Below are 20,018 nucleotides of genomic sequence, written 5' to 3'. Positions count from 1 at the left end.
TAATGAGGTGTTTAGAATATAAAATAATGTTTAATCTTCCAGTAAATCCGGTCTACGATCTTTAGTATGTTCATAAGCCATGTCTTCTCTCCATTTATCGATTTTGGCAAAATTTCCGCTGGTTAAAACTTCGGGGACTTTCCATCCTTTATAATCCGCAGGTCTTGTATAAATAGGTCCGGATAATAAACCATCTTGAAAACTATCCGTCAATGCTGAGGTTTCGTCACTTAAAACACCTGGGATTAATCGGATTAAAGCGTCTGATAAAACCAAAGCGCCTAATTCTCCGCCAGATAAAACATAATCACCAATGGAGATTTCTTTTGTGATAAAATGATCACGCACTCGTTGATCTACTCCTTTATAATGTCCACACAAAATGATAATATTCTCATACATCGACATGGTGTTGGCCATTTTTTGGTTCAAAGTTTCGCCATCAGGTGACATATAGATGATTTCGTCGTAGGTTCTTTCGCTTTTCAAATGTGTGATACAGGCATCGATAGGCTGAACCGTCATTACCATTCCAGCGCCACCACCATAGGGATAATCGTCTACACTTTTTTGTCTGTTAGTGGTGTAGTCCCGCAAATTGTGAAAGTGAACTTCTACTAATCCTTTGTCGATTGCACGTTTCATAATCGAAGCCTCAAATGGGCTTCTTAACAATTCAGGTAAAACGGTAACAATATCAATCCGCATAATTTTATTTGTAAGTTTTGAAAGTGCAAAGGTACAAAGTTTTTTATCAGGACTTCATCTTGTTATTGAGCTCCGTTTTTTACAAGTATTTTATCATTCTGAGGTGTTTTTTAATAAAACAGTCCCGCAAGGTTTTGCCAAGCGGGACTGGATTTTATTTATAAAGTAATTCTGTTCGAATATGTATTTTGAAAGATTACTAAAGAGGTTACATCAATTTACTAAAGAAAATTGCGTTCCAAAGTAGCTTTTCTGTACCCAGCCAGAATGCTCTGAAATTTGTATTATCGGTAAATACAATGATTTTTCCTTCACCTTTTTTTATGGATTGAAAAGGAACACTTTCTTTTAATAACTCCAAATTTTGTTTCGAAATATAGCCACTTATCAATGGGTTTTTTGTGTATTGAATAGGGTTGCTGAAACTATTTTTGTTAGGCTCTATTATGATAGATGTGTTTCTAAAAATAGGCATGGTATTTCTAGGCATACCAAAATTGATAGGATGTGATAAATCTAATTTAGTTTCAAATATAGCTCCCGAAATTAGTTGGGCACCTTTGTAATCGTCCGCTTGTGCGAAGGAGACTTCTTTTGCTTCACTTGTAACGGTTTTAAAAGTTAAATCTATCAATTTATTGTCATTTAACCATTTTATAGCATCTTGATAAGCGATAAGAGTTCCGCCATTTTGTGTCCATTGTTCTATTTTATAAATAGCTTTATTGGAAAAACCAGAATAATTTCCATTGGCCAAAATTAAGGTGGTGTATCTACTCAGATCTAGGTTTTGAAGTTGATCAATGTTTATTTTGGTCAAAGGCATTGCTGCTTTTTGATCCAGTAAATGCCAAATTTCCCCTGCATCAGAAGGGTCTACACCTTGTCCTACCACCATGGCAACTTTGGGTTGTGTTAGGGTAACAAAATTTGGATTTCCTAGGTTGATACCTTCGGTAAATCCAGTTTCGACTCCGCTGATTTCGATAGCATACTCAGGAATGATTTTATTTAAATAATTGAATATTTCCTCAGAACCCATTTCTTGGTTTTGAATAGGAAGGAAAATACTACCATAAGAAAAGGTTTTTCCATTTGCTATAAATGACTGCTTGGTCGCTCTAACACGTAAGTTTTTAGAAAGAATTTGGTTTAGAAGCTTTGGAGACTCATAGTCGGTCCATTCGATTAAATAACCAATTTCACTTTTTTTCGAAACAAAACCGTTTTTTGCTACTGGCTCATATTTTGTGCCTGCTTGAGCAAGAGAGCTCATTCCTTCAAAATTTAGATTGAAAGCCAAATCAAAACTCCAAGTAGAAATGTCATAAAATAAACTGTCTTTGAAGGTGGTTTGTCTATCGAAAATAGCATTGATTAGCCTTGTATTTTGTTGCTCTACAGGAATAATATAACTGAGGTTTTTGTGGAATTTCTTTTTGTTTATCGTAATATCCTCTTTCAATTTCAGCATTTCAATTTTATGCTGATTTAATATTTTTGCCAATTCATTTACTCTGGTAGCATCTTTTTCATCACCAAAAATATAAGCTTTTGCTTTACTTTTTTTACTATCATCTTTAGCATTGACGTAAAAGTCTCTTTGATATTCTAAAAGTTCTTTTCGCATTTCATAAGCAGCTTGTAGCGAAGACAAACTAGTAGTGAATTGATTTCTAATTGTAAAAGGAAAAGTTAGAATTCCATTAGCACTTTCTTGCGCAAGTCCTCTTGAACTTGCTTGCTCAAACAAAATTCCTATTGATCCGTTGATATCGGGATAAGACGAACCTTTTCCATAATAAAAATCATCGTAATTCTTTTCGATAAAATACGAACTTCCTATCTTATCTAATGCTTTAGCGTGATAACCGGCAATTTTTCGAGTTAGGATTTGGTTAAGTTCCGGAGTTAAAGGATTGGTTCTACTAGGTTCTCCAGGTTGGAAAAAGTAAGTAGCGTTAGTTCCCATTTCGTGAAAATCACACAAAATATTTGGCATCCATTTGCGATAGGTTCTTATTCTAGCTTGGCTCTCCGGAAGCTGAACTGGTAGCCAGTCTCTGTTCATGTCAAACCAATAATGATTAAAACGACCTCTTGGCCACATCTCATTAAATTCCCGGTCATTGGGATCAGTAACTAAAGTTGTGCTTTTAGCACTGTTTACCCAGCTGGAAAAACGTTGTAAGCCATCAGGATTAAAACATGGGTCTAATAAGATAATTGTTTTGTCTAATGTTTTTTCAAGCTCTGGGCTTTCTGCTGCGGCGAGATAATAAGCTAGCGCAATTGCTGCTCCAGTTCCGCTAGATTCGTTCCCGTGAATGGAATACCCCAAATAAATAACAATAGGTAAATCAGAAAGGTCGCTATTATTGGCTCCAGGATCTGTAATAGCTTGATGTCTTTTTAGGATTTTATCAATATTAGCGAGGTTTTTTGGACTCGAAATAGTTAGTAATTGCAAGGGTCTATTTTCAAAAGTGTAACCTGTGGTTTCAATCGAAATCCTATCTGACGCTTTTGCAACTTCATTCATGTACTGTGCAACTTGGGTGTGATCCGTGTGCATTTCTCCCAGTTCAAAATGAAATATACTTTTAGGAGTAGGGATGTTTTTACTGTAAGTGATGTTTTGCGGCAAATAATAATCTAATGTAGGCTGCTTTGGCTGCGCAATTCCTAAAAAGCTAGAAAAAAGTATAAGACAATAGAGGGACTTCATAGGGGATTTGGTTTGTTTAGTGAAATGGTTTTTAATAAATGGTTCGTATAGTACTGTTTGGGGATTTTATAATTATAAAAAAAAGCTATGCTGTTTTATGGGTTACTTTAAAGTGTTTCGATGCTGTTTTTATCCAATAATCGAAAGGTATTGATGTAAAAAAAACTTTTAATTTTGTTTTTTAGTAAGCAAATATAATGATATTTCTTTATGAGCGTCGTCCTAATTTTGAGAAGCTTACCTACTTGATTTAATAAGCGATAATAGTTACGAAAACGTTTGAGTCACTCTGTTTTTTGACTACTTTTATGCCTCGAGAATTAAACTACTTAAAATATGCAAATCATTTCTAAAATTAATCTGGCAAGTGCCTTGTTTTTGTTTGTGGCTGCACTGCAAACTAACACGCTTCATTCACAAAGTAATTCGGTTAAAATGAAAAATCCTCTTTTACAAAAAAGTACGCTGCAGTATCAGGCACCGCATTTTAATCTCATAAAAGACGAACACTTTAAACCTGCTTTTCGATATGGATTAAGTGCTCATGACAAAGAAATAATGGCGATTGCAAACAATTCTGCTAAAGCCACTTTTCAAAATACGGTGCTTGCATTAGAAACTTCTGGAGTAGATTTAAAAAGAGCTACAGGCGTTTTTTATAATTTAACAGGATCTAATACAAACCCTACGTTGCAAGCTTTACAGGCTGAGTACGCACCTATCTTTTCGGCGCATAGTGATAAAATGTACTTAAATAGTAAATTGTACAAGCGTTTTAAATCCATAGATTTAAATACTTTAAAAGGAGAGGACAAAAGATTAACAGAATACTATTTGCAAGAATTTGAATTGGCGGGTGCTAATTTATCTGATTCCGATAAAGAAAAAATGAAAAAAATCAATGAAGAGCTTGCCAGTTTAGGGACGCTTTTTGGCACCAAATTATTGATTGCCCGTAAAAACGGAGTTGTTTTATTCGATAATGTTAAAGATTTAGATGGTTTGAGCGCTAATGAAATTGCTGCTGCAAAAGCCAATGCCGCTGAAGCAGGTTATGAAGGAAAGTATTTAATAGGATTATTGAATACAACCCAACAACCAGTTTTGCCAAGTCTTACCAATAGAGCAACAAGAGAAAAAATCTTTAAATCGTCTTGGACTCGTTCCGAAAAGAATGACGAAGGAGACACTCGCGATGTACTAGAAAAAATGGCCAAATTGCGTTTGCAAAAAGCCAACTTAATGGGCAAGAAGAATTTTGCAGAATGGAAATTGCAAGACCAAATGGCTCAAACTCCAGAACGAGCAATGAATTTATTAGCGAAAATTGCTGGTCCAGCAGTTGCTAAAGCAAAAGGAGAAGCAAAAGAAATACAAGATTTAATCGACGCTCAAAAAGGTGGATTTAAATTAGAACCTTGGGATTGGAATTTCTACTCAGAGCAAGTGCGTAAAGCTAAATATGATTTAGACCAAAACGAAGTTAAACCGTATTTTGAGTTGACAACAGTGCTAGAAAAAGGAGTGTTTTTTGCAGCCCAAAAAATGTATGGTATTACCTTCAAGCAACGCACAGACTTACCAGTGTACCATCCAGATGTTGTGGCTTATGAAGTTTTTGATAACGATGGAAAATCAATGGCGATCTATTATTTAGATTTCTATACTAGAGACAATAAAAATGGAGGCGCTTGGATGAGTAATTTCGTAGATCAATCTCATTATTTAAAACAAAAACCAGTAATTGTAAACGTTTATAATTTTGCAAAACCAGCTAACGATAACCCTTCATTAATAAGTTTTGATGACGTAACCACTATGTTTCATGAATTCGGACATACATTACACGGTTTGTTTGCAAACCAAAATTACACCAGTCTTTCTGGAACTGCAGTCCCACGTGATTTTGTGGAATTCCCTTCCCAAATTAATGAGCACGCTGCTTTAGATCCTGAAGTTCTAAAAAATTATGCGATTCATTATAAGACTAAAGAGGTGATTCCTCAGGCGTTGATTGAAAAAATTAAAAAAGCAGAGACTTTTAATAAAGGATATGATGTAACCGAACTTTTGGCCGCAGCCACATTAGATATGAGTTGGCATACTGTTGAAAACGAAGCTGATTTTAAACCGACTTTAGTTTTTGAAAATGAAGTGCTTAAAAAGTACGGCTTGTTAGTAAACGAAGTCCCTACAAGATACCATTCGCCTTATTTTGCTCATATTTGGAGTGGCGGTTATTCAGCGAGTTATTACGCTTATACCTGGTCTAAAACGTTAGATTATAATGTCTACGACTGGATGAAAGCAAACGGCGGTTTAACGAGAGAAAATAGTGAGCGTTTTAGAAAATACATTTTATCGGTAGGGAATAGTGTCGATTTAAATAAAGCTTTTAAAGAATTTATAGGACACGATATGGAAATCGAACCTTATTTAGAGAACGCAGGACTTTCTGATAAGTAATCTAAGTTCAACAATAATAAAAATGGCATTCGTAATGGATGCCATTTTTTTTGTACTTTTTTTTGAAGCAATTTCCAGCTGTCCACTATATCTATTGTTCCGAACCCCGGAACAATAGGATGCCGTTTCCATCTGGGCTAGCGCTTGTACTTCGGATTGTGTTTTAGTTTCCAAAATTATAAAGTTTCCTTAATGTTTTTCATACAAAACTCTTTATGTCTAAATTTACGCTTCGCCCTAAAAATTTTAAATGTTTAAAAATGAAAATCAAATTTATTCTACCTCTATTTTTTATCAGCTTGCTTTCTTTTGCTCAACAAGACCAGTTAAAATGGTTGGATCTTAATTTGAGTAATTATGATTATCCGCATCCAGTACATTTTATCACTTTAAAAGTTCAACAGCAGGAACTAAAAATGGGATATATGGATGTGAAACCGAGTAATTATAACGGTAAAAACATTTTGTTGCTACATGGTAAAAATTTCAATGGAGCTTATTGGCAAACGACTATTGCTGCTTTGACAAAAAAAGGTTTCCGAGTGATAGTTCCAGATCAGATCGGTTTTGGAAAATCAACTAAGCCGGATCATTTTCAGTATACTTTCCAGCAATTAGCACAAAATACAAAGCAAATTTTAGATACACTCGGGATTCAAAGAACTGCAGTCTTAGGGCATTCGATGGGAGGAATGCTAGCGACTCGTTTTGCATTAATGTATCCTGAACTTACAGAGAAGTTAATCTTAGAAAATCCAATAGGCTTAGAAGATTGGAAGCTTAAAGTGCCCTATCAAACGGTGGATTGGTGGTATAACAATGAATTGAAACAAAGTTATGAAGGAATAAGAAAATACCAGCTAGAGAGTTATTATGACGGGAAATGGAAACCAGAATATAATGAATGGGTCAATCTTTTGGCGGGATGGACTTTAAATTCTGATTACAAAAAAGTAGCGTGGAATTCGGCTTTGATGTACGATATGATATTTACGCAACCGGTATTGTATGAGTTTCAAAATTTAAAATGTCCTACTTTATTAATCATTGGAACCAGAGATAGAACTGCTGTAGGCAAACCTTTAGTGAGTGATGCTGTTCGGAAAACAATGGGCTTATATGAGGTTCTAGGAAAAGAAGCACAAAAGAAAATACCAAATTCTAAACTAGTCGAAATATCTAATATTGGACACATGCCTCATATAGAAGATTTTAATAAGTTCATTACTCCATTGCTTGAATTTTTAGAAAATAAATAACACTTTATTTGGTCTATATAATTCGTTATAATGTTATTTTTGCAAAATGAATTTATCAAAATCAAACGTACTGTTTATGGCAGTATGTACCGGACTTATAGTGGCCAATTTATATTATTGCCAGCCACTGATTATCTTAATTGCCAACGAATTTAATATCCCTGAAGCCGATGCTGGAACAATAACTTATCTTACACAAGCAGGTTATGCTATTGGTTTGTTCTTTATGGTGCCGCTTGGTGATAAAATGGAAAGAAAGCGTCAAATTTTAATTACAACTTTTGCATCAGTTATCGCGTTGATTCTTGCGGCTACTGCCAATAGTTTCTTTCTTCTTGCAGTTGCCTCACTTCTTATCGGAATTACTTCTATTGTACCTCAATTAATCCTTCCCTTAGCCGCTTCTTTAAGCGAACCTGAACAAAGGGGAAAAGTGGTGGGGACAATTATGAGTGGTTTGTTAATTGGAATCTTATTATCTCGAACCTTGAGTGGATTCGTAGGTGAAGTATTTGGATGGCGCGCTATGTTTTGGATTGCTTCGGCTTTGTGTTTGCTTATCTTTTTTATGATTCGAAAAAAAATTCCGCAAAACATGCCTACGTTTAAAGGATCCTATGGACAATTGATAAAATCGCTTTTTACATTGATAAAAGAGCAACCCTTATTAAGAGAAACGACTTTAATTAATATGTTTTGTTTTGCTCAGTTTGGTGCTTTTTGGACTACAATGGTTTTATTGCTTTCAGCAGAACCTTTTTCTTTTAACAGCGCAACCATTGGTTTATTCGGAATCGTAGGTGCTTCAGGGGCATTTGCTGCGCCTCTTGTGGGAAGACTTGGTGACAAAGGAAACTCTAGAATTGCAGTAGGTTACGGTTGTTTGTTAATAGCCATCAGTTTTTTAATATTTTACTTTTCAGCAAGCAGTGTTATCGGTCTTGTTATTGGAATAATATTCATCGACCTTGGTTTGCAAGGAGTTCATATTTCGAATCAAACTAGGGTTTATTCCTTACTTCCCGAAGCTAGAAACCGAATGAATACTGTATTTATGTCTTTTAGCTTTTTAGGAACTGCCGTAGGATCTGCTTATGGTTTGTTCTTATGGGAACTAGGAGGATGGCATGCGGTTGCTTTAGGTTGTTTGCTTTTGTCAGCCTTGGCATTTGGAGTTTATGGATATACTTTTAAATCCAAACGCAAAGCATTAGAAAGCATCAATGAATAAAAAATTAATTCGTAAATTTGTACTTCAATAAAAATTATACAACAATGGAAAATGGAATATATGCTAAATTCAACTCTGCAAAAGGGTCGGTATTAGTAAAATTAGAGCACGAATTAACACCGGGAACTGTTGGTAACTTCGTAGGATTAGCGGAAGGAAACTTAGAAAATAAAGTAAAACCTCAAGGAACAAAATTTTACAATGGGTTAAACTTCCATAGAGTAATTCCTGATTTTATGGTTCAAGGTGGATGTCCACTAGGAACTGGAACTGGAGATCCAGGTTATAAATTTGATGACGAATTTCACCCAAGTTTAAAACATGATAAACCAGGAATTTTAGCAATGGCTAATTCAGGGCCAGGATCTAATGGTTCTCAATTTTATATTACGCACGTTCCTACTTCTTGGTTAGATGGTAAACACACTGTTTTTGGACATGTAGTAGAAGGACAAGATGTTGTTGATGCAATTGCTCAAGGCGATGTTCTAGAAAGTGTAGAAATCGTAAGAGTAGGAGAAGAAGCTGAAAAATGGAATGCTATCGAAGCTTTTATTGAATTCAAAGGAGCGCGTAACAAACGTGATATCGCTTTGAAAGCAGAAGCAGAAGCAGCAATGGAAAAGTTAGCTGCTGGATTTGAAAAAACAGAAAGTGGTTTGCGTTACCAATTCATCCAAAAAGGTGAAGGTAAACAAGCAGCTGCTGGGAAAATGGTTTCAGTACATTATGAAGGGTCATTAGAAAACGGAAAAGTTTTTGATTCTTCTTACCCAAGAAAAAAACCAATTGAATTCAAATTAGGTCAAGGTCAAGTTATCGAAGGATGGGACGAAGGTATCGCTTTATTGAAAGTAGGAGATAAAGCACGTTTCGTTATTCCATCTCATTTAGGATACGGATCTCGTGGTGCTGGAGGAGCAATTCCACCAAACGCTACTTTGATTTTTGACGTAGAATTGATGGACGTTAAATAGTATGTATTCAGTGATCAGTTTTTCAATGGTCATTATACAAATTACAAAATCCCAATTATCATTTTAGATAATTGGGATTTTTTATATACAGTAAAAAAAATCTATCCGTTAATTCAATTCAGATTTTTAGTGGATTCAGGGAGTAAGTTCGTGCTAAGTGGATCAGCTTTTTTTTTTTTTGAAAAATATTTATTTTCTAAAAAACCTCGACGAAAATAGTTTAAACAACTCCAGAATTTTTAAATTCACCCTTCACTCTTTACTCTTCACTCTGTCCTTATTTCTTCCACTTAATATTACATCCTACGCTCGGTTTTTGATCTGGGTTAATTACTCGATTGTAAAGAACACCGTCTATCGCACCGCGTAGATCGTTAGCGCTTAATGGGATTCCGTTTCCAGGTCGACTGTCATCCATTTGTCCGCGATAGACTAGTTTATTTTGGTTGTCAAACAAGTAAAAATCAGGTGTGCAAGCTGCGTTATAGGCTTTAGCAACCTCTTGTTTGTCATCATAAAGATAGGGGAATTCAAAATTATTTTCGAAAGCAAATTCAGTCATTAGTTCAGGTGCGTCCTGAGGGTAATTAATTACATCATTACTTGAAATAGCAATTACGCCAAGACCTTGCACACGGTAATCATTGGCAATCATAACTAGCTCGGTAATGAGATGATGTACAAAAGGGCAATGATTGCAAATGAATAATACTAGCGTTCCTTTTTCGCCTTGTAAATCTGCAAAAGAAAAATATTCGTTAGAATTGGTATCTTTCAAATAAAACTCGGGGGCAGTGGTTCCCAGAGGGACCATTTTTGAAGCAGTTTTCGACATTGCAGTTTTTCTGATTTAAAGATTTAGCTTTAAAGTTAAGAAAAAAGCACAAGGATTTAAATGGAAAGCCTAATTATTGTAAGCAAACATTTAGTTGGCTGCTTTTTGCTTTCGAAGAAAAGGATGAATAGTAGAAACTGTCCTATAAGAGAGCAGCAATTAAGGCTAAGCTGTTGCCAGAAGAAAATGAGATAAAAAAAAACACCTTCATATAATGAGGTGTTTAAAAGATTCTGTATTTAGTTGCTAGGAGCATTAGATACAGTGATTATTTTTAAGGTCTTAATTCCAGAAGGTAGTTGCCATTCCACTTCATCGTTTTCTTTAAAGCCAATTATAGCAACGCATAATGGTGCTAAAACAGAAACTTTTCCCTCTTTAATGTTAGATTTAGAGGGCATCACAATTTGAACTTTCATTTGCTGTTTAGTGTTCACGTCTTCGATTGTTACCTGTGAATTCATTCGCACGGTGCTATCATCAACAATGTTGTCTTTGTTGATGGTAGCGCGATCTAATTCTTGCGTTAATAACGCTATTTCTCTAATATTTGTACTGTCTTTTGCGTTTTTTGTTAATTCCCTCAAAATATTATAATCGGAAATTGTTAAAGTAGGTATCGGTTTCATAGTAATTTAGTTTAAGTTAATTTTTTCAGTATTTGTTATATTTTCATAATCGTTGAAAAATAACGATGAAAAACTTTCATTAGTTTTGTGGTCAATTCTTCTGTAAAATACATCTGGAGTAATCGCCTTTGGATTATCAAAGCCACAAGCTCCTATGAATTCTGCAAATGCTTTCATTGTATTGTTATGGAAATGAGCAACACGTACACTTTTGTCTGTAATATTTAGACCTCGATATAATTTTTCATCCTGAGTTGCAATACCTACAGGACATTTTCCACTGTCACATTGTAATGCTTGGATGCACCCTAATGCAAACATCATTCCTCTTGCGCTATAACACGCATCAGCACCTAATGAAATCGCTTTGGCAATATCAAACCCTGTAATGATTTTTCCAGAAGCCATCAATTTAATCTGATCCCTTAGTTCGTATTCTTTTAAAACTTTGCTAGCAAAAATTAAAGCATCAGCAAGTGCCATACCCATATAATCGATAAATTCTAATGGAGCGGCACCAGTTCCCCCTTCAGCGCCATCTATGGTAATAAAATCAGGAACAATACCTGTATCTTTCATGGCTCGAATTATCGATATAAATTCATCCTGACGGCCAATACAAATTTTAAAACCAATGGGTTTTCCATTTGATAAGGCTCTCATTTTATTTAAAAATTGTAATAACTCAACACTATTTGTAAAAGCAGTGTGTCCCGCTGGCGAGTGTACTGCAACATGTGGCTGAATGTTTCTTATTTTGGCAATTTCAGGTGTGTTTTTTTCTCCTGGCAATAATCCACCATGACCAGGTTTAGCTCCTTGAGAGAGTTTTAATTCGATCATTTTTACCTGTGGATAGTTTGATTTTACAGCGAATAATTCATCTGAGAACGTACCGTCGTCGTTTCTACATCCGAAATATCCTGTTCCGATTTGCCAAATTAAATCACCGCCTTCTAAATGGAAATCACTGATTCCTCCCTCACCTGTATTGTGTGCAAACCCACCTATTTGAGCTCCTTTATTCAAAGAGGAAATAGCGGTTTTACTTAATGCACCATAACTCATGGCGCTAATATTATAGATGCTAGCGCTGTACGGTTGAAGACACTGGGTGTTCCCAACATTGGTTCTAAAATATTGTTTGTCTGCTCTTTTTGGATAAATAGAATGCGCCGCCCATTCATACCCGATTCTGTTGGGATCATCTTGCATTCCAAAAGAAATAGTTTGCTTTACATTTTTAGCTCTCTGATATACAATAGAGCGTTGTCTGCGGTTAAAAGGTTTTCCATCTAATTCACCTTCGAAAAAATACTGACGTATTTCTGGACGGAAAGATTCTAAGAAATACCTGAATCTACCTACAATTGGATAATTTTTTTTAACTGTGTGGCTGGATTGAAAAGTATCCATAACCAATAGGTACAGCAAATAAAAAGGAACAATCAAGAAGAAGTAACTGAGATAGTGAAAATAAGTCAGTGCGCAGCTGATTATTAAAAATGTAAGGATTGTCAGCCAGATAATTTGGTGTACAGCTAATTTTTTTAAAAACATGTTTTAAATTAGATTTGATTTCAAAAAGATAACTTTTAAAATCGCGGGTTAAATAAATGATTTACAGAAAAACCTTCGTCATGAAGTAGTTTGTTTTTTATAGACGAAGGTCTAAGCAACAAAGGCTTTGGAATGTGAGAATTTAGCACAAAGCACAAAATCCTCCTTAAAGAAAGAGGTAGGGGTCGATGTTATATTAAGAAAGTTCTTCATAAGAATTAAATTTCACTCTGCAAAAATACATCCATTTTTCTATTTTTAATAGTTTTTTTTAGAATTATGTTATATTTATGTTGTTTTTAAGACTCTTTATAAGCCTAATCTTTCTTTTTTTATAAATAGGTCTTGTTGGTATTTAGATTTTGACATAGTTGTAACTATTTTTACCTTTAAACAGAAAAATAATTTATGGATTTAACTTGGCAGGAATTTGATAGAGTGGAAATGTATGTGGGTACCATTGTGGAAGTTAATGATTTTCCGGAAGCTCGAAAACCAGCTTTCCAACTCACGATTAATTTTGGAGAGGCTATTGGCCTCAGAAAATCTTCAGCGCAAATTACTAAGCGTTACTCTAAAGCTGATTTACTCCAACGACAGATTGTTGCGGTAATAAACTTTCCTAAAAAACAGATTGGTAAATTCATGAGCGAATGTCTCGTATTAGGTGCGATGGGGGAAGACGGAGACGTAATTCTATTGGCTCCCGACTTTAAAATTAAAAACGGACTTAGAATCGGTTGATAATCGCTCGAAACTATGCCCTATTATAAAGATCTAAGTCCGTGTTTCTTTTGTATCTTAACTTTTTGTTAGTCAATGTATAGGGTATTTAATTGTAAGTTCAGTATATACTAAATCTAGTGCTTCTTCTTTAAAGATGATTTCACTTCTCAATTAATTTACAATTATTCTATTAATGAACTTAATTACTTAAAATAGTATGGATACGCCTGATTCTAAAAGGACATCACCTGAAATTCTCGATTTGAGGAAGTTAATTCTTGAAAATTCAATCGAATTAAACGAGGAGAATACTTTCGATACATTAATTGAAAAAATTGGTGCTGCTAAATACGTATTGTTGGGCGAAGCCTCGCATGGAACCCACGAATACTATGCGTTACGGATGAAGATTAGCAAAAGGTTAATAGAGAAAAAAGGTTTCTCTTTTATCGCTATAGAAGGCGACTGGCCTGATTGTTATAAACTGAATCAGTATGTGAAAAATGATCCAGATTCAGGAAATTCAGCTTTAGAAGTTCTTCACTCTTTCAACAGATGGCCAACTTGGATGTGGGCTAACTGGGAAACTGCTGCTTTGACAGAGTGGCTCCGTACATACAACGACCGCAGAGATAAGGCGAAAGTAGGATTTTATGGATTGGATATTTACAGTCTATGGGAGTCTTTCGATGCGGTAATTAAATATTTTGAAGATAAAGATCCAATAATTAAAGCGACGGCTAAAGTTGCCTTCCAATGTTTTGAACTCTATAAGAGAGGAGAAGGTCAAGAATATGGACGGGCTGCTCGCATGGTTTCAAAGTCCGGCGAAGACGAAGTAGCTAATCTACTGACAAAAATAACAGATTATATTTCCATCCAGAAGGGCGATTCTGAAGAAATTTTGAATCTCAAACAAAATGCACTCTTGATTCTTAACGCAGAAAGATACTATCGGGCGATGGTAACTGTAGGACCAAAATCTTGGAATATTCGGGATCGTCATATGGTTCAGACTGTTGAAAATCTTATGGAATTTCATGGGTCAGTTACGAAAGGTATTATCTGGGCGCACAATTCCCATATTGGTGATGCGCGAGCTACGGATATGGCGGACGATGAAACCATAAATCTAGGACAAATCTTAAACGAAGATCATAGGCCAGAAGAGGTGTTTTCTATAGGATTTGGTTCGTATCAAGGCACTGTTGTCGCGGGACGAGAATGGGGTGATGTTATGCAGCTCATGAAAATTCCCAAAGCTTTAAAAGACAGTTGGGAATATCAATTACACCAACTCGAGGCTAAAGATCGAATTGTATTTATGACCGAGGCTATGAAAGATAATCTCGGGAAAAAGGAGTTTGAACATCGTGCTATTGGGGTTGTCTATCGGCCAAAAAACGACCATTTAAGCAATTATGTTCCTAGTAAGATTCCTTATCGTTACAATGCCTTCGTTTATTTAGATAAAACTTCGGCATTGCATCCACTTCACATCAAACCGGATGGAAATCAAATGCCAGAAACATTCCCATTTGGAGTATAAATTAGACGTTTTTTGTAATATTCCAAAAACTGATTTTTCTTCTGGCCTCGAATCCTAATTTTTCATACAATTTAATCGCACCAAAGTTTTTTTCATAAACATGTAAAAATGCTGTTTTATTTTGATTAAAAATCACATTTGTAGCGTGCGCTACAAGCTGTTTTGCATAACCTTTGCCAATGTGATCAGGATGTGTAATTACCGCACTGACTTCAACAAAATCATTCATTTGCATTCGCTCGCCTGTAACGGCTGCTAGTTGGTTGTCTATGTAAATGCCATAATAGTTTCCTAATGTGGCTGTTTTAGCTTTAAAATATTCTGGATATACTATTTTGACTAATTCCAAAAGATCTTCTCTGTGACTTTCATCCAGTTTTATAATTGTATCAGTAATGGGAATGTCGATTGGTTTAAGAATAGTCATTTGGAGGCAAACCAATTCATTTCCTATTTTTAAAGTAGCTGGGATTTCTGGCTTTTCGCCAACAATAAAAAAGTTAGCGGATAATTTAGAATATTGAGCAATTGCATTCGAACTATTTTTAGTATCTAAAGCAGCTCCAAATGGAGAGTATTCAGGATCATAAAACTGAGTTTCATCATAGGAAATTGCATGTTTTTTTTGGCTCTCTAATAAGGAATACCAAACGGGATTGTCTAGTTTACTTAAGTCTTCGTGACTCATAATTTAAATTTTTTATTTTTCAATAGGCAAATTTAGGTCTTGTCCCCATTCTGTCCAAGAACCATCGTAGATTGCTTTAGGATTATCTGAAATTAGTTCGTAGGCAATCAAATCAATACAAGCCGTCACACCAGATCCACAAGTAAACAATAGTGGTAGGTCTTGCGGTTGGAGTATTTTTTTTAATTCTTCTTTGGGCAAATATTTTCCGTCTTTAAGCAGCTGGGTAAAAGGGATATTGATCGAGCCGGGAATGTGTCCGCTTCTCAATCCTAGTCTAGGTTCTTCCGTTTCGCCATGAAATCGATCTGTCGAGCGGGCATCGACTAGCAAGGCTTCTTTAGCCTGTATGTTTTCTAAAATTTGTTCCTTGGTTTTAAACAGCTGAGGTTGGAAATTTGCAGTAAAATTTCCTATTGGATAGGATTGCAGTTGTCTTTTTTCAGTAGGATGACCTTCATTTAGCCACTCAGGCAATCCGCCATCGAGCACCCAAACTTTTTCGTGTCCCATGACTTTAAAAAGCCACCACGCTCTAGGGCTAGAATATATTCCTTTACTATCATAAACAACAATTTTACTATTGTTGTTAATTCCGAGTGCACGGCAAGCTGTAGCAAAAGCTTCTGGATCTGGGATTGTATTGGGTAGTGGATTATTAGTATCGCTAAACTTATTTTTTATATCGAAAGTTCGGGCTCCTTTTATTTGGATATTCTCTGAAGGCATATCGATAAATGTATCCAGAATAATTAATTCAGGGTCTTGAAGGTGTTCTTGAAGCCAGGCTACAGATACTATTGGATTTTTCATGATTTTTATGTTTAGTTTGGTTGTTTGTTATTTCTTCTTTTATTCCATTTCCAAATTTCAATCCAAAGCACTGAAACGCCACTTACGCCAATGCAAACTGCAATTTGATAAAGTTCTAATGGAAGAACGTCAAAGAAGCGAGCGATTGGATTTATATATACGATAAGGGCTAGGAAAATCAATGTCAGTGAATTGGTTATCACCATCATGTTGTTTTTATTTTTCAACGAGGTAAAAATAGAATAATAAAACGAACGATTTACTAAGGACAGAATCACATTAGAAAAAACTAAAGTGGTAAATACCATTGTTCTTGTCAGTTGTTCGTTACCTCCATTATGTACGGTCCATTGGTACACAAATAAAATTCCTATGGTAATCCCAATTCCTTGAATAATACTTATTCCGAGTTCTTTTAACGATAAGAACGTACTGCCGGTAGGTCTTGGGGCTTCTTGCATACTGTTTTTTTCGGCAGGTTCATTTTCATACACAATGGAACACATAGGTCCCATTACTAATTCTAAGAAAATGACATGAACGGGTGTGAAAATATCGGGATAGATCCAACCCAGAAATAAGGGTAAGGACACGGTTAATATGATAGGAATATGAATAGAAACGATGTAGCGCACCGCTTTTTTAAGATTGGCATATATACGACGTCCTGCAGCTACCGCGATAATCATTTTTGATAGATCATCATTTACCAAAATAAGATCTGCGGCTTCTTTTGCGATTTCAGTTCCCTTTTTTCCCATGGCGATGCCAATATTTGAAGCTTTTAAGGCTGGGCCATCATTTACACCATCGCCCACCATGGCTACCACTTGCTTGTCTTTTTTTAAGGCATTTACAACGGCCAGTTTAGCTTCTGGAAACATGCGGGTCAAAAGCGTTGTGCCGTGAATGGCTTTTAGCATTTCGCCTTCGTTCAGTTTCATAAACTGTTCGCCTTCCATAACACTTTCGGTATTTTTAATTCCTGCTTTTTCAGCAATGGCTTTTGTGGTGAGCGTGTTATCTCCTGTTATGACTTTTACCTGTATACCTGCTTGATAAAATTGTTGGATTACGCTTGGTATGTTCGCTTTAGGAGGATCGTAAAACACCACCAAACCTATGAAATGAAAAGGTATTTCCTGTTGGTCTTTTGGGTAACTGGTTTCGGTATAATCAGAAGAACCAACACCAAGGATGCGATACCCTTTGGATGCCAGTGCACTAATTGTATCATGAATTTGTTTTTGTTGCTCGGTGTTGAGGTTGGATACCTTTATAATCGTTTCAGGTCCACCTTTGGCAGCAATAATGCGTTTTCCTTCCTTATTTTCAAACACATGCGTCATCATCGGCGGTTTCCCGTCAAGCGGGTATTCATGTGCCATGGAAAATTGTCTGCGTGTATCGATGGTTGTCGTTTTTTCATACGCCTCATGCAAGGTTTTTTCCATCGGATCAAAAGGCACAGGTTCGCTCGCCCACATTGCAATTTCAATGACTTTTTTAGCTTCTTCTGTATTCCATTGCTCTTTGTCGTATAATTTGTCGCTGCTAAAAGCGTAAACGGATTGCAAGCTCATTTTGTTTTGTGTCAGCGTTCCTGTTTTGTCTGTACAGATGATAGTAGCACTTCCCAAGGTTTCTACCGTTCTGATTTTTTTGACTATAACACCTTCTTTCATTAGTCGCCAAGATCCCAAAGCCATGAAAGTAGTAAATGCCACAGGTATTTCTTCGGGAAGAATGGACATTGCTAGCGTAAGTCCTTTTAATAAACTAGTTAATATGTTATGTGTTTTCCAAAAATAAACGCCCCAAACCAATAAGAAAACAGCAATACCCATAATGGCCATCACTTTTACAAACTTTTGAATCTGAACTTGTAATGGCGTAGGCGTTTCTTTGATGTTTTGTAACGAACTGCCTAATTTTCCAACTTCTGTATTAGAGCCAATTTTGGTTACTCGGTAAACAGCTAAACCAGAGGCGACCAAGGTACCACTGAAAACAGATTTTAGCTCTGTTTTTTCTGATTTGAAAACAGCATACGGTTCGCCGGTCAATAGGGATTCATTAACTGAAAAATCATTGCTGTGTATAATTTCACCATCTGCATTAATCGTGTTTCCTTCCTCAGCTACTACTAGATCATCAATTACTATTGCTGCAGTGGGTATTCTTGCAGGTTCTCCATTTCGCAAGACCGTACTCAGGGGCTCATTCAATTTTTCTAAAGCTTCCATCGCAATCCGACTGCGATTATCCTGATAGAAAGAAATTCCAGAGACAGCCACTATTGCAGCCAGCATAAAATAAGCTTCGCTATTTTGCTCCATGATAAAATAAATGATTGCTACGGCTATCAATAATAGCAACATGGGCTCTTTGAACAAGTCAAAAAGGCCTAGCCACCACTGGTGTTTTTGTTTGTGAATTTGTTTGTTGTGACCAAATTTTTTCCTTGAAGCTTGAACTTGCTCATCAGTCAAGCCGATGATGTTTTCGGGAATATTGATTTTTATAGACATAGTTTTGCGAATAAATACTGCTACTCAAATATAAGATTTTTAGTTGTAGTATACCCTTTATAGGCGGTGGTTTATGATGCGAAGAGTGGAATCAGAGTATAAATATTCAAATTATACTTTTTCGGTAGTCATGAAAATAAAATAAAGACTAATTAAAATACTAGCAACTGCAGTCACTATAAATGTGACATTCGCTCCAAACTGATACCAAATAAGTCCTGCCAAGGAACTGGCGAGCATAGTGAAAAAACTTTGAAAAGCAGAGTAAGTTCCAATAGCGGTTGCGGTATCTTTTTCATTTGAAATATTGCTAATCCACGCTTTAGAAATGCCTTCGGTAGCTGCAGCGTAGATTCCATAAAGTGCAAAAAGTCCAGCGAAAACATAAAAATTTTGATTGAATCCCATCCCAAAATATACAATCGAGAAGATACTAATTCCGAAAATCAGCATTTTCTTTAGCCCAATTTTATCGGCCAATATTCCTATTGGGAAAGCAAATAAAGCATAAACGAGATTGTAAAAAATATAAATCCCTATAACCATTGTGTCACTTAATCCAGATTCTTTCGCTTTAAGCAGTAGAAAAACATCAGAGCTATTAAATAAAGTAAAAGCTAAAAGTCCGATTACGACTTTGCGATACATCGGTGGGCTTATTTTCCAATAGTTCAGAAAAGAGAAGAAAGGAGTTGCTTTTTTATCTGTAGTAACTGTTCTTTGTTTTTCCTTTAACAAAAAGGTAGCGGCTATAGCTAAAAGTCCTGGAATAAAAGCGAGGTAAAATAAAGCAATATAATTCTCGGGATAGAAATAGAGGAAGAGCAAGGCTAATGACGGGCCTAAGACCGCGCCCAATGTATCCATAGAACGATGAAAACCGAATATTTTCCCTTTGGTTTGTGCAGTGGCTTCGTCCGAAAGGATGGCGTCTCTCGCTCCCGTACGGATTCCTTTTCCCAAACGGTCGATGGTTCTTGCAAAGAAAATCCAAAGCGGATAAACGAATACTGCCATCATAGGTTTTGAAATGGCGCTAAACGCATAACCCAATTGTACAAATGGAACTCTTTTGCCAGTCACATCAGAACGCTTTCCGAAATATCCTTTGCTCAATCCCGCAGTAGCTTCGGCAACACCTTCAAGGATTCCAATAAGTACAATGGAGAAACCAATCGACTTTAAGTAAATGGGCATGATGGGATATAACATTTCACTGGCCGTATCCGTAAACAAGCTTATCAAAGACAAAATCCAGACGGTACGACTGATGTTTTTCAAAATAGGAACGATTGAAAGTTATGCCCTATAAATGTAA

General features: G+C 35.9%; 15 protein-coding genes. 6 read left to right on the top strand and 9 right to left on the bottom strand.

Annotation, left to right across the window (positions count from 1 at the left end; all coding sequences use genetic code 11):
- Positions 1 to 30: 30 nt before the first annotated feature.
- Positions 31 to 708, bottom strand: a complete 678-nt coding sequence (gene trmD, locus FQU23_RS11900; protein ID WP_132110776.1) for a tRNA (guanosine(37)-N1)-methyltransferase TrmD — start codon at positions 706 to 708, stop codon at positions 31 to 33.
- Between the two features lie 208 nt (positions 709 to 916).
- Entirely contained in the window at positions 917 to 3,436 is a 2,520-nt protein-coding gene (locus FQU23_RS11895) for a M14 family zinc carboxypeptidase (RefSeq protein ID WP_147674014.1), read from the bottom strand.
- Positions 3,437 to 3,772: 336 nt separating this feature from the next.
- Between FQU23_RS11895 and FQU23_RS11890 the strand changes: the two genes are divergently transcribed.
- The 4 genes from FQU23_RS11890 (at position 3,773) to FQU23_RS11875 (ending at position 9,369) form a co-directional block, all read left to right on the top strand.
- Positions 3,773 to 5,902 carry a M3 family metallopeptidase gene (locus FQU23_RS11890; protein WP_147674013.1) on the top strand — a complete coding sequence of 710 codons (2,130 nt, stop codon included), beginning with the start codon at positions 3,773 to 3,775 and terminating at the stop codon, positions 5,900 to 5,902.
- A gap of 260 nt (positions 5,903 to 6,162) precedes the next feature.
- A complete protein-coding gene (locus FQU23_RS11885) occupies positions 6,163 to 7,161 on the top strand; it encodes an alpha/beta fold hydrolase (protein WP_147674012.1) in 999 nt (332 codons plus the stop codon).
- Positions 7,162 to 7,237: 76 nt separating this feature from the next.
- Positions 7,238 to 8,392, top strand: a complete 1,155-nt coding sequence (locus FQU23_RS11880) for an MFS transporter (RefSeq protein WP_245181114.1) — start codon at positions 7,238 to 7,240, stop codon at positions 8,390 to 8,392.
- 44 nt (positions 8,393 to 8,436) lie between these two features.
- A complete protein-coding gene (locus FQU23_RS11875) occupies positions 8,437 to 9,369 on the top strand; it encodes a peptidylprolyl isomerase (protein ID WP_147674010.1) in 933 nt (310 codons plus the stop codon).
- A gap of 277 nt (positions 9,370 to 9,646) precedes the next feature.
- On the opposite strand, the gene FQU23_RS11870 is transcribed toward FQU23_RS11875, so the two are convergent.
- The 3 genes from FQU23_RS11870 to FQU23_RS11860 form a co-directional block, all read right to left on the bottom strand.
- Positions 9,647 to 10,204: a thioredoxin family protein gene (locus FQU23_RS11870; RefSeq protein WP_147674009.1), complete on the bottom strand. Its 558-nt coding sequence runs from the start codon at positions 10,202 to 10,204 to the stop codon at positions 9,647 to 9,649.
- Between the two features lie 239 nt (positions 10,205 to 10,443).
- A complete protein-coding gene (locus tag FQU23_RS11865; protein WP_147674008.1) occupies positions 10,444 to 10,833 on the bottom strand; it encodes a GreA/GreB family elongation factor in 390 nt (129 codons plus the stop codon).
- 6 nt (positions 10,834 to 10,839) lie between these two features.
- On the bottom strand, positions 10,840 to 12,393 hold the full coding sequence (locus FQU23_RS11860) for an FMN-binding glutamate synthase family protein (protein WP_147674007.1): 1,554 nt from the start codon (positions 12,391 to 12,393) through the stop codon (positions 10,840 to 10,842).
- 408 nt (positions 12,394 to 12,801) lie between these two features.
- On the opposite strand from FQU23_RS11860, the gene FQU23_RS11855 reads away from it, so the two are divergent.
- The gene (locus FQU23_RS11855) at positions 12,802 to 13,137 is read left to right on the top strand and encodes a tRNA-binding protein (RefSeq protein WP_147674006.1); all 336 of its coding nucleotides are present in this window, start codon (positions 12,802 to 12,804) and stop codon (positions 13,135 to 13,137) included.
- Between the two features lie 199 nt (positions 13,138 to 13,336).
- Positions 13,337 to 14,668 (top strand): erythromycin esterase family protein, encoded by a 1,332-nt coding sequence (locus tag FQU23_RS11850; protein WP_147674005.1) that lies wholly within the window; start codon positions 13,337 to 13,339, stop codon positions 14,666 to 14,668.
- A 1-nt stretch (position 14,669) separates the two neighbouring features.
- On the opposite strand, the gene FQU23_RS11845 is transcribed toward FQU23_RS11850, so the two are convergent.
- The 4 genes from FQU23_RS11845 to FQU23_RS11830 form a co-directional block, all read right to left on the bottom strand.
- The gene (locus FQU23_RS11845) at positions 14,670 to 15,356 is read right to left on the bottom strand and encodes a GNAT family N-acetyltransferase (RefSeq protein WP_147674004.1); all 687 of its coding nucleotides are present in this window, start codon (positions 15,354 to 15,356) and stop codon (positions 14,670 to 14,672) included.
- Positions 15,357 to 15,368: 12 nt separating this feature from the next.
- Complete coding sequence (locus FQU23_RS11840) at positions 15,369 to 16,169, bottom strand: sulfurtransferase (RefSeq protein ID WP_147674003.1); 801 nt, start codon at positions 16,167 to 16,169, stop codon at positions 15,369 to 15,371.
- Positions 16,170 to 16,180: 11 nt separating this feature from the next.
- Positions 16,181 to 18,700: a cation-translocating P-type ATPase gene (locus FQU23_RS11835; RefSeq protein ID WP_147674002.1), complete on the bottom strand. Its 2,520-nt coding sequence runs from the start codon at positions 18,698 to 18,700 to the stop codon at positions 16,181 to 16,183.
- Positions 18,701 to 18,811: 111 nt separating this feature from the next.
- Positions 18,812 to 19,981: an MFS transporter gene (locus FQU23_RS11830; RefSeq protein ID WP_147674001.1), complete on the bottom strand. Its 1,170-nt coding sequence runs from the start codon at positions 19,979 to 19,981 to the stop codon at positions 18,812 to 18,814.
- Between the last annotated feature and the right edge of the window lie 37 nt (positions 19,982 to 20,018).

Source organism: Flavobacterium sp. XN-5 (assembly GCF_008033395.2).
GTDB classification, from domain to species: Bacteria; Bacteroidota; Bacteroidia; order Flavobacteriales; family Flavobacteriaceae; genus Flavobacterium; species Flavobacterium hiemivividum.
Note: the sequence above shows the minus strand (reverse complement) of the source record. Positions and strands in the feature narration are given on the sequence as shown.

What these genes read in the sequence shown, in the direction of transcription:
- FQU23_RS11855 (WP_147674006.1), top strand. Translation starts at nt 12,802, where the DNA reads ATGGATTTAACTTGGCAGGAATTTGATAGAGTGGAAATGTATGTGGGT.
- FQU23_RS11850 (WP_147674005.1), top strand. Translation starts at nt 13,337, where the DNA reads ATGGATACGCCTGATTCTAAAAGGACATCACCTGAAATTCTCGATTTG.
- FQU23_RS11885 (WP_147674012.1), top strand. Translation starts at nt 6,163, where the DNA reads ATGAAAATCAAATTTATTCTACCTCTATTTTTTATCAGCTTGCTTTCT.
- FQU23_RS11860 (WP_147674007.1), bottom strand. Translation starts at nt 12,393, where the DNA reads ATGTTTTTAAAAAAATTAGCTGTACACCAAATTATCTGGCTGACAATC.
- trmD (WP_132110776.1), bottom strand. Translation starts at nt 708, where the DNA reads ATGCGGATTGATATTGTTACCGTTTTACCTGAATTGTTAAGAAGCCCA.
- FQU23_RS11895 (WP_147674014.1), bottom strand. Translation starts at nt 3,436, where the DNA reads ATGAAGTCCCTCTATTGTCTTATACTTTTTTCTAGCTTTTTAGGAATT.
- FQU23_RS11845 (WP_147674004.1), bottom strand. Translation starts at nt 15,356, where the DNA reads ATGAGTCACGAAGACTTAAGTAAACTAGACAATCCCGTTTGGTATTCC.
- FQU23_RS11865 (WP_147674008.1), bottom strand. Translation starts at nt 10,833, where the DNA reads ATGAAACCGATACCTACTTTAACAATTTCCGATTATAATATTTTGAGG.
- FQU23_RS11890 (WP_147674013.1), top strand. Translation starts at nt 3,773, where the DNA reads ATGCAAATCATTTCTAAAATTAATCTGGCAAGTGCCTTGTTTTTGTTT.
- FQU23_RS11870 (WP_147674009.1), bottom strand. Translation starts at nt 10,204, where the DNA reads ATGTCGAAAACTGCTTCAAAAATGGTCCCTCTGGGAACCACTGCCCCC.
- FQU23_RS11840 (WP_147674003.1), bottom strand. Translation starts at nt 16,169, where the DNA reads ATGAAAAATCCAATAGTATCTGTAGCCTGGCTTCAAGAACACCTTCAA.
- FQU23_RS11835 (WP_147674002.1), bottom strand. Translation starts at nt 18,700, where the DNA reads ATGTCTATAAAAATCAATATTCCCGAAAACATCATCGGCTTGACTGAT.
- FQU23_RS11880 (WP_245181114.1), top strand. Translation starts at nt 7,238, where the DNA reads ATGGCAGTATGTACCGGACTTATAGTGGCCAATTTATATTATTGCCAG.
- FQU23_RS11875 (WP_147674010.1), top strand. Translation starts at nt 8,437, where the DNA reads ATGGAAAATGGAATATATGCTAAATTCAACTCTGCAAAAGGGTCGGTA.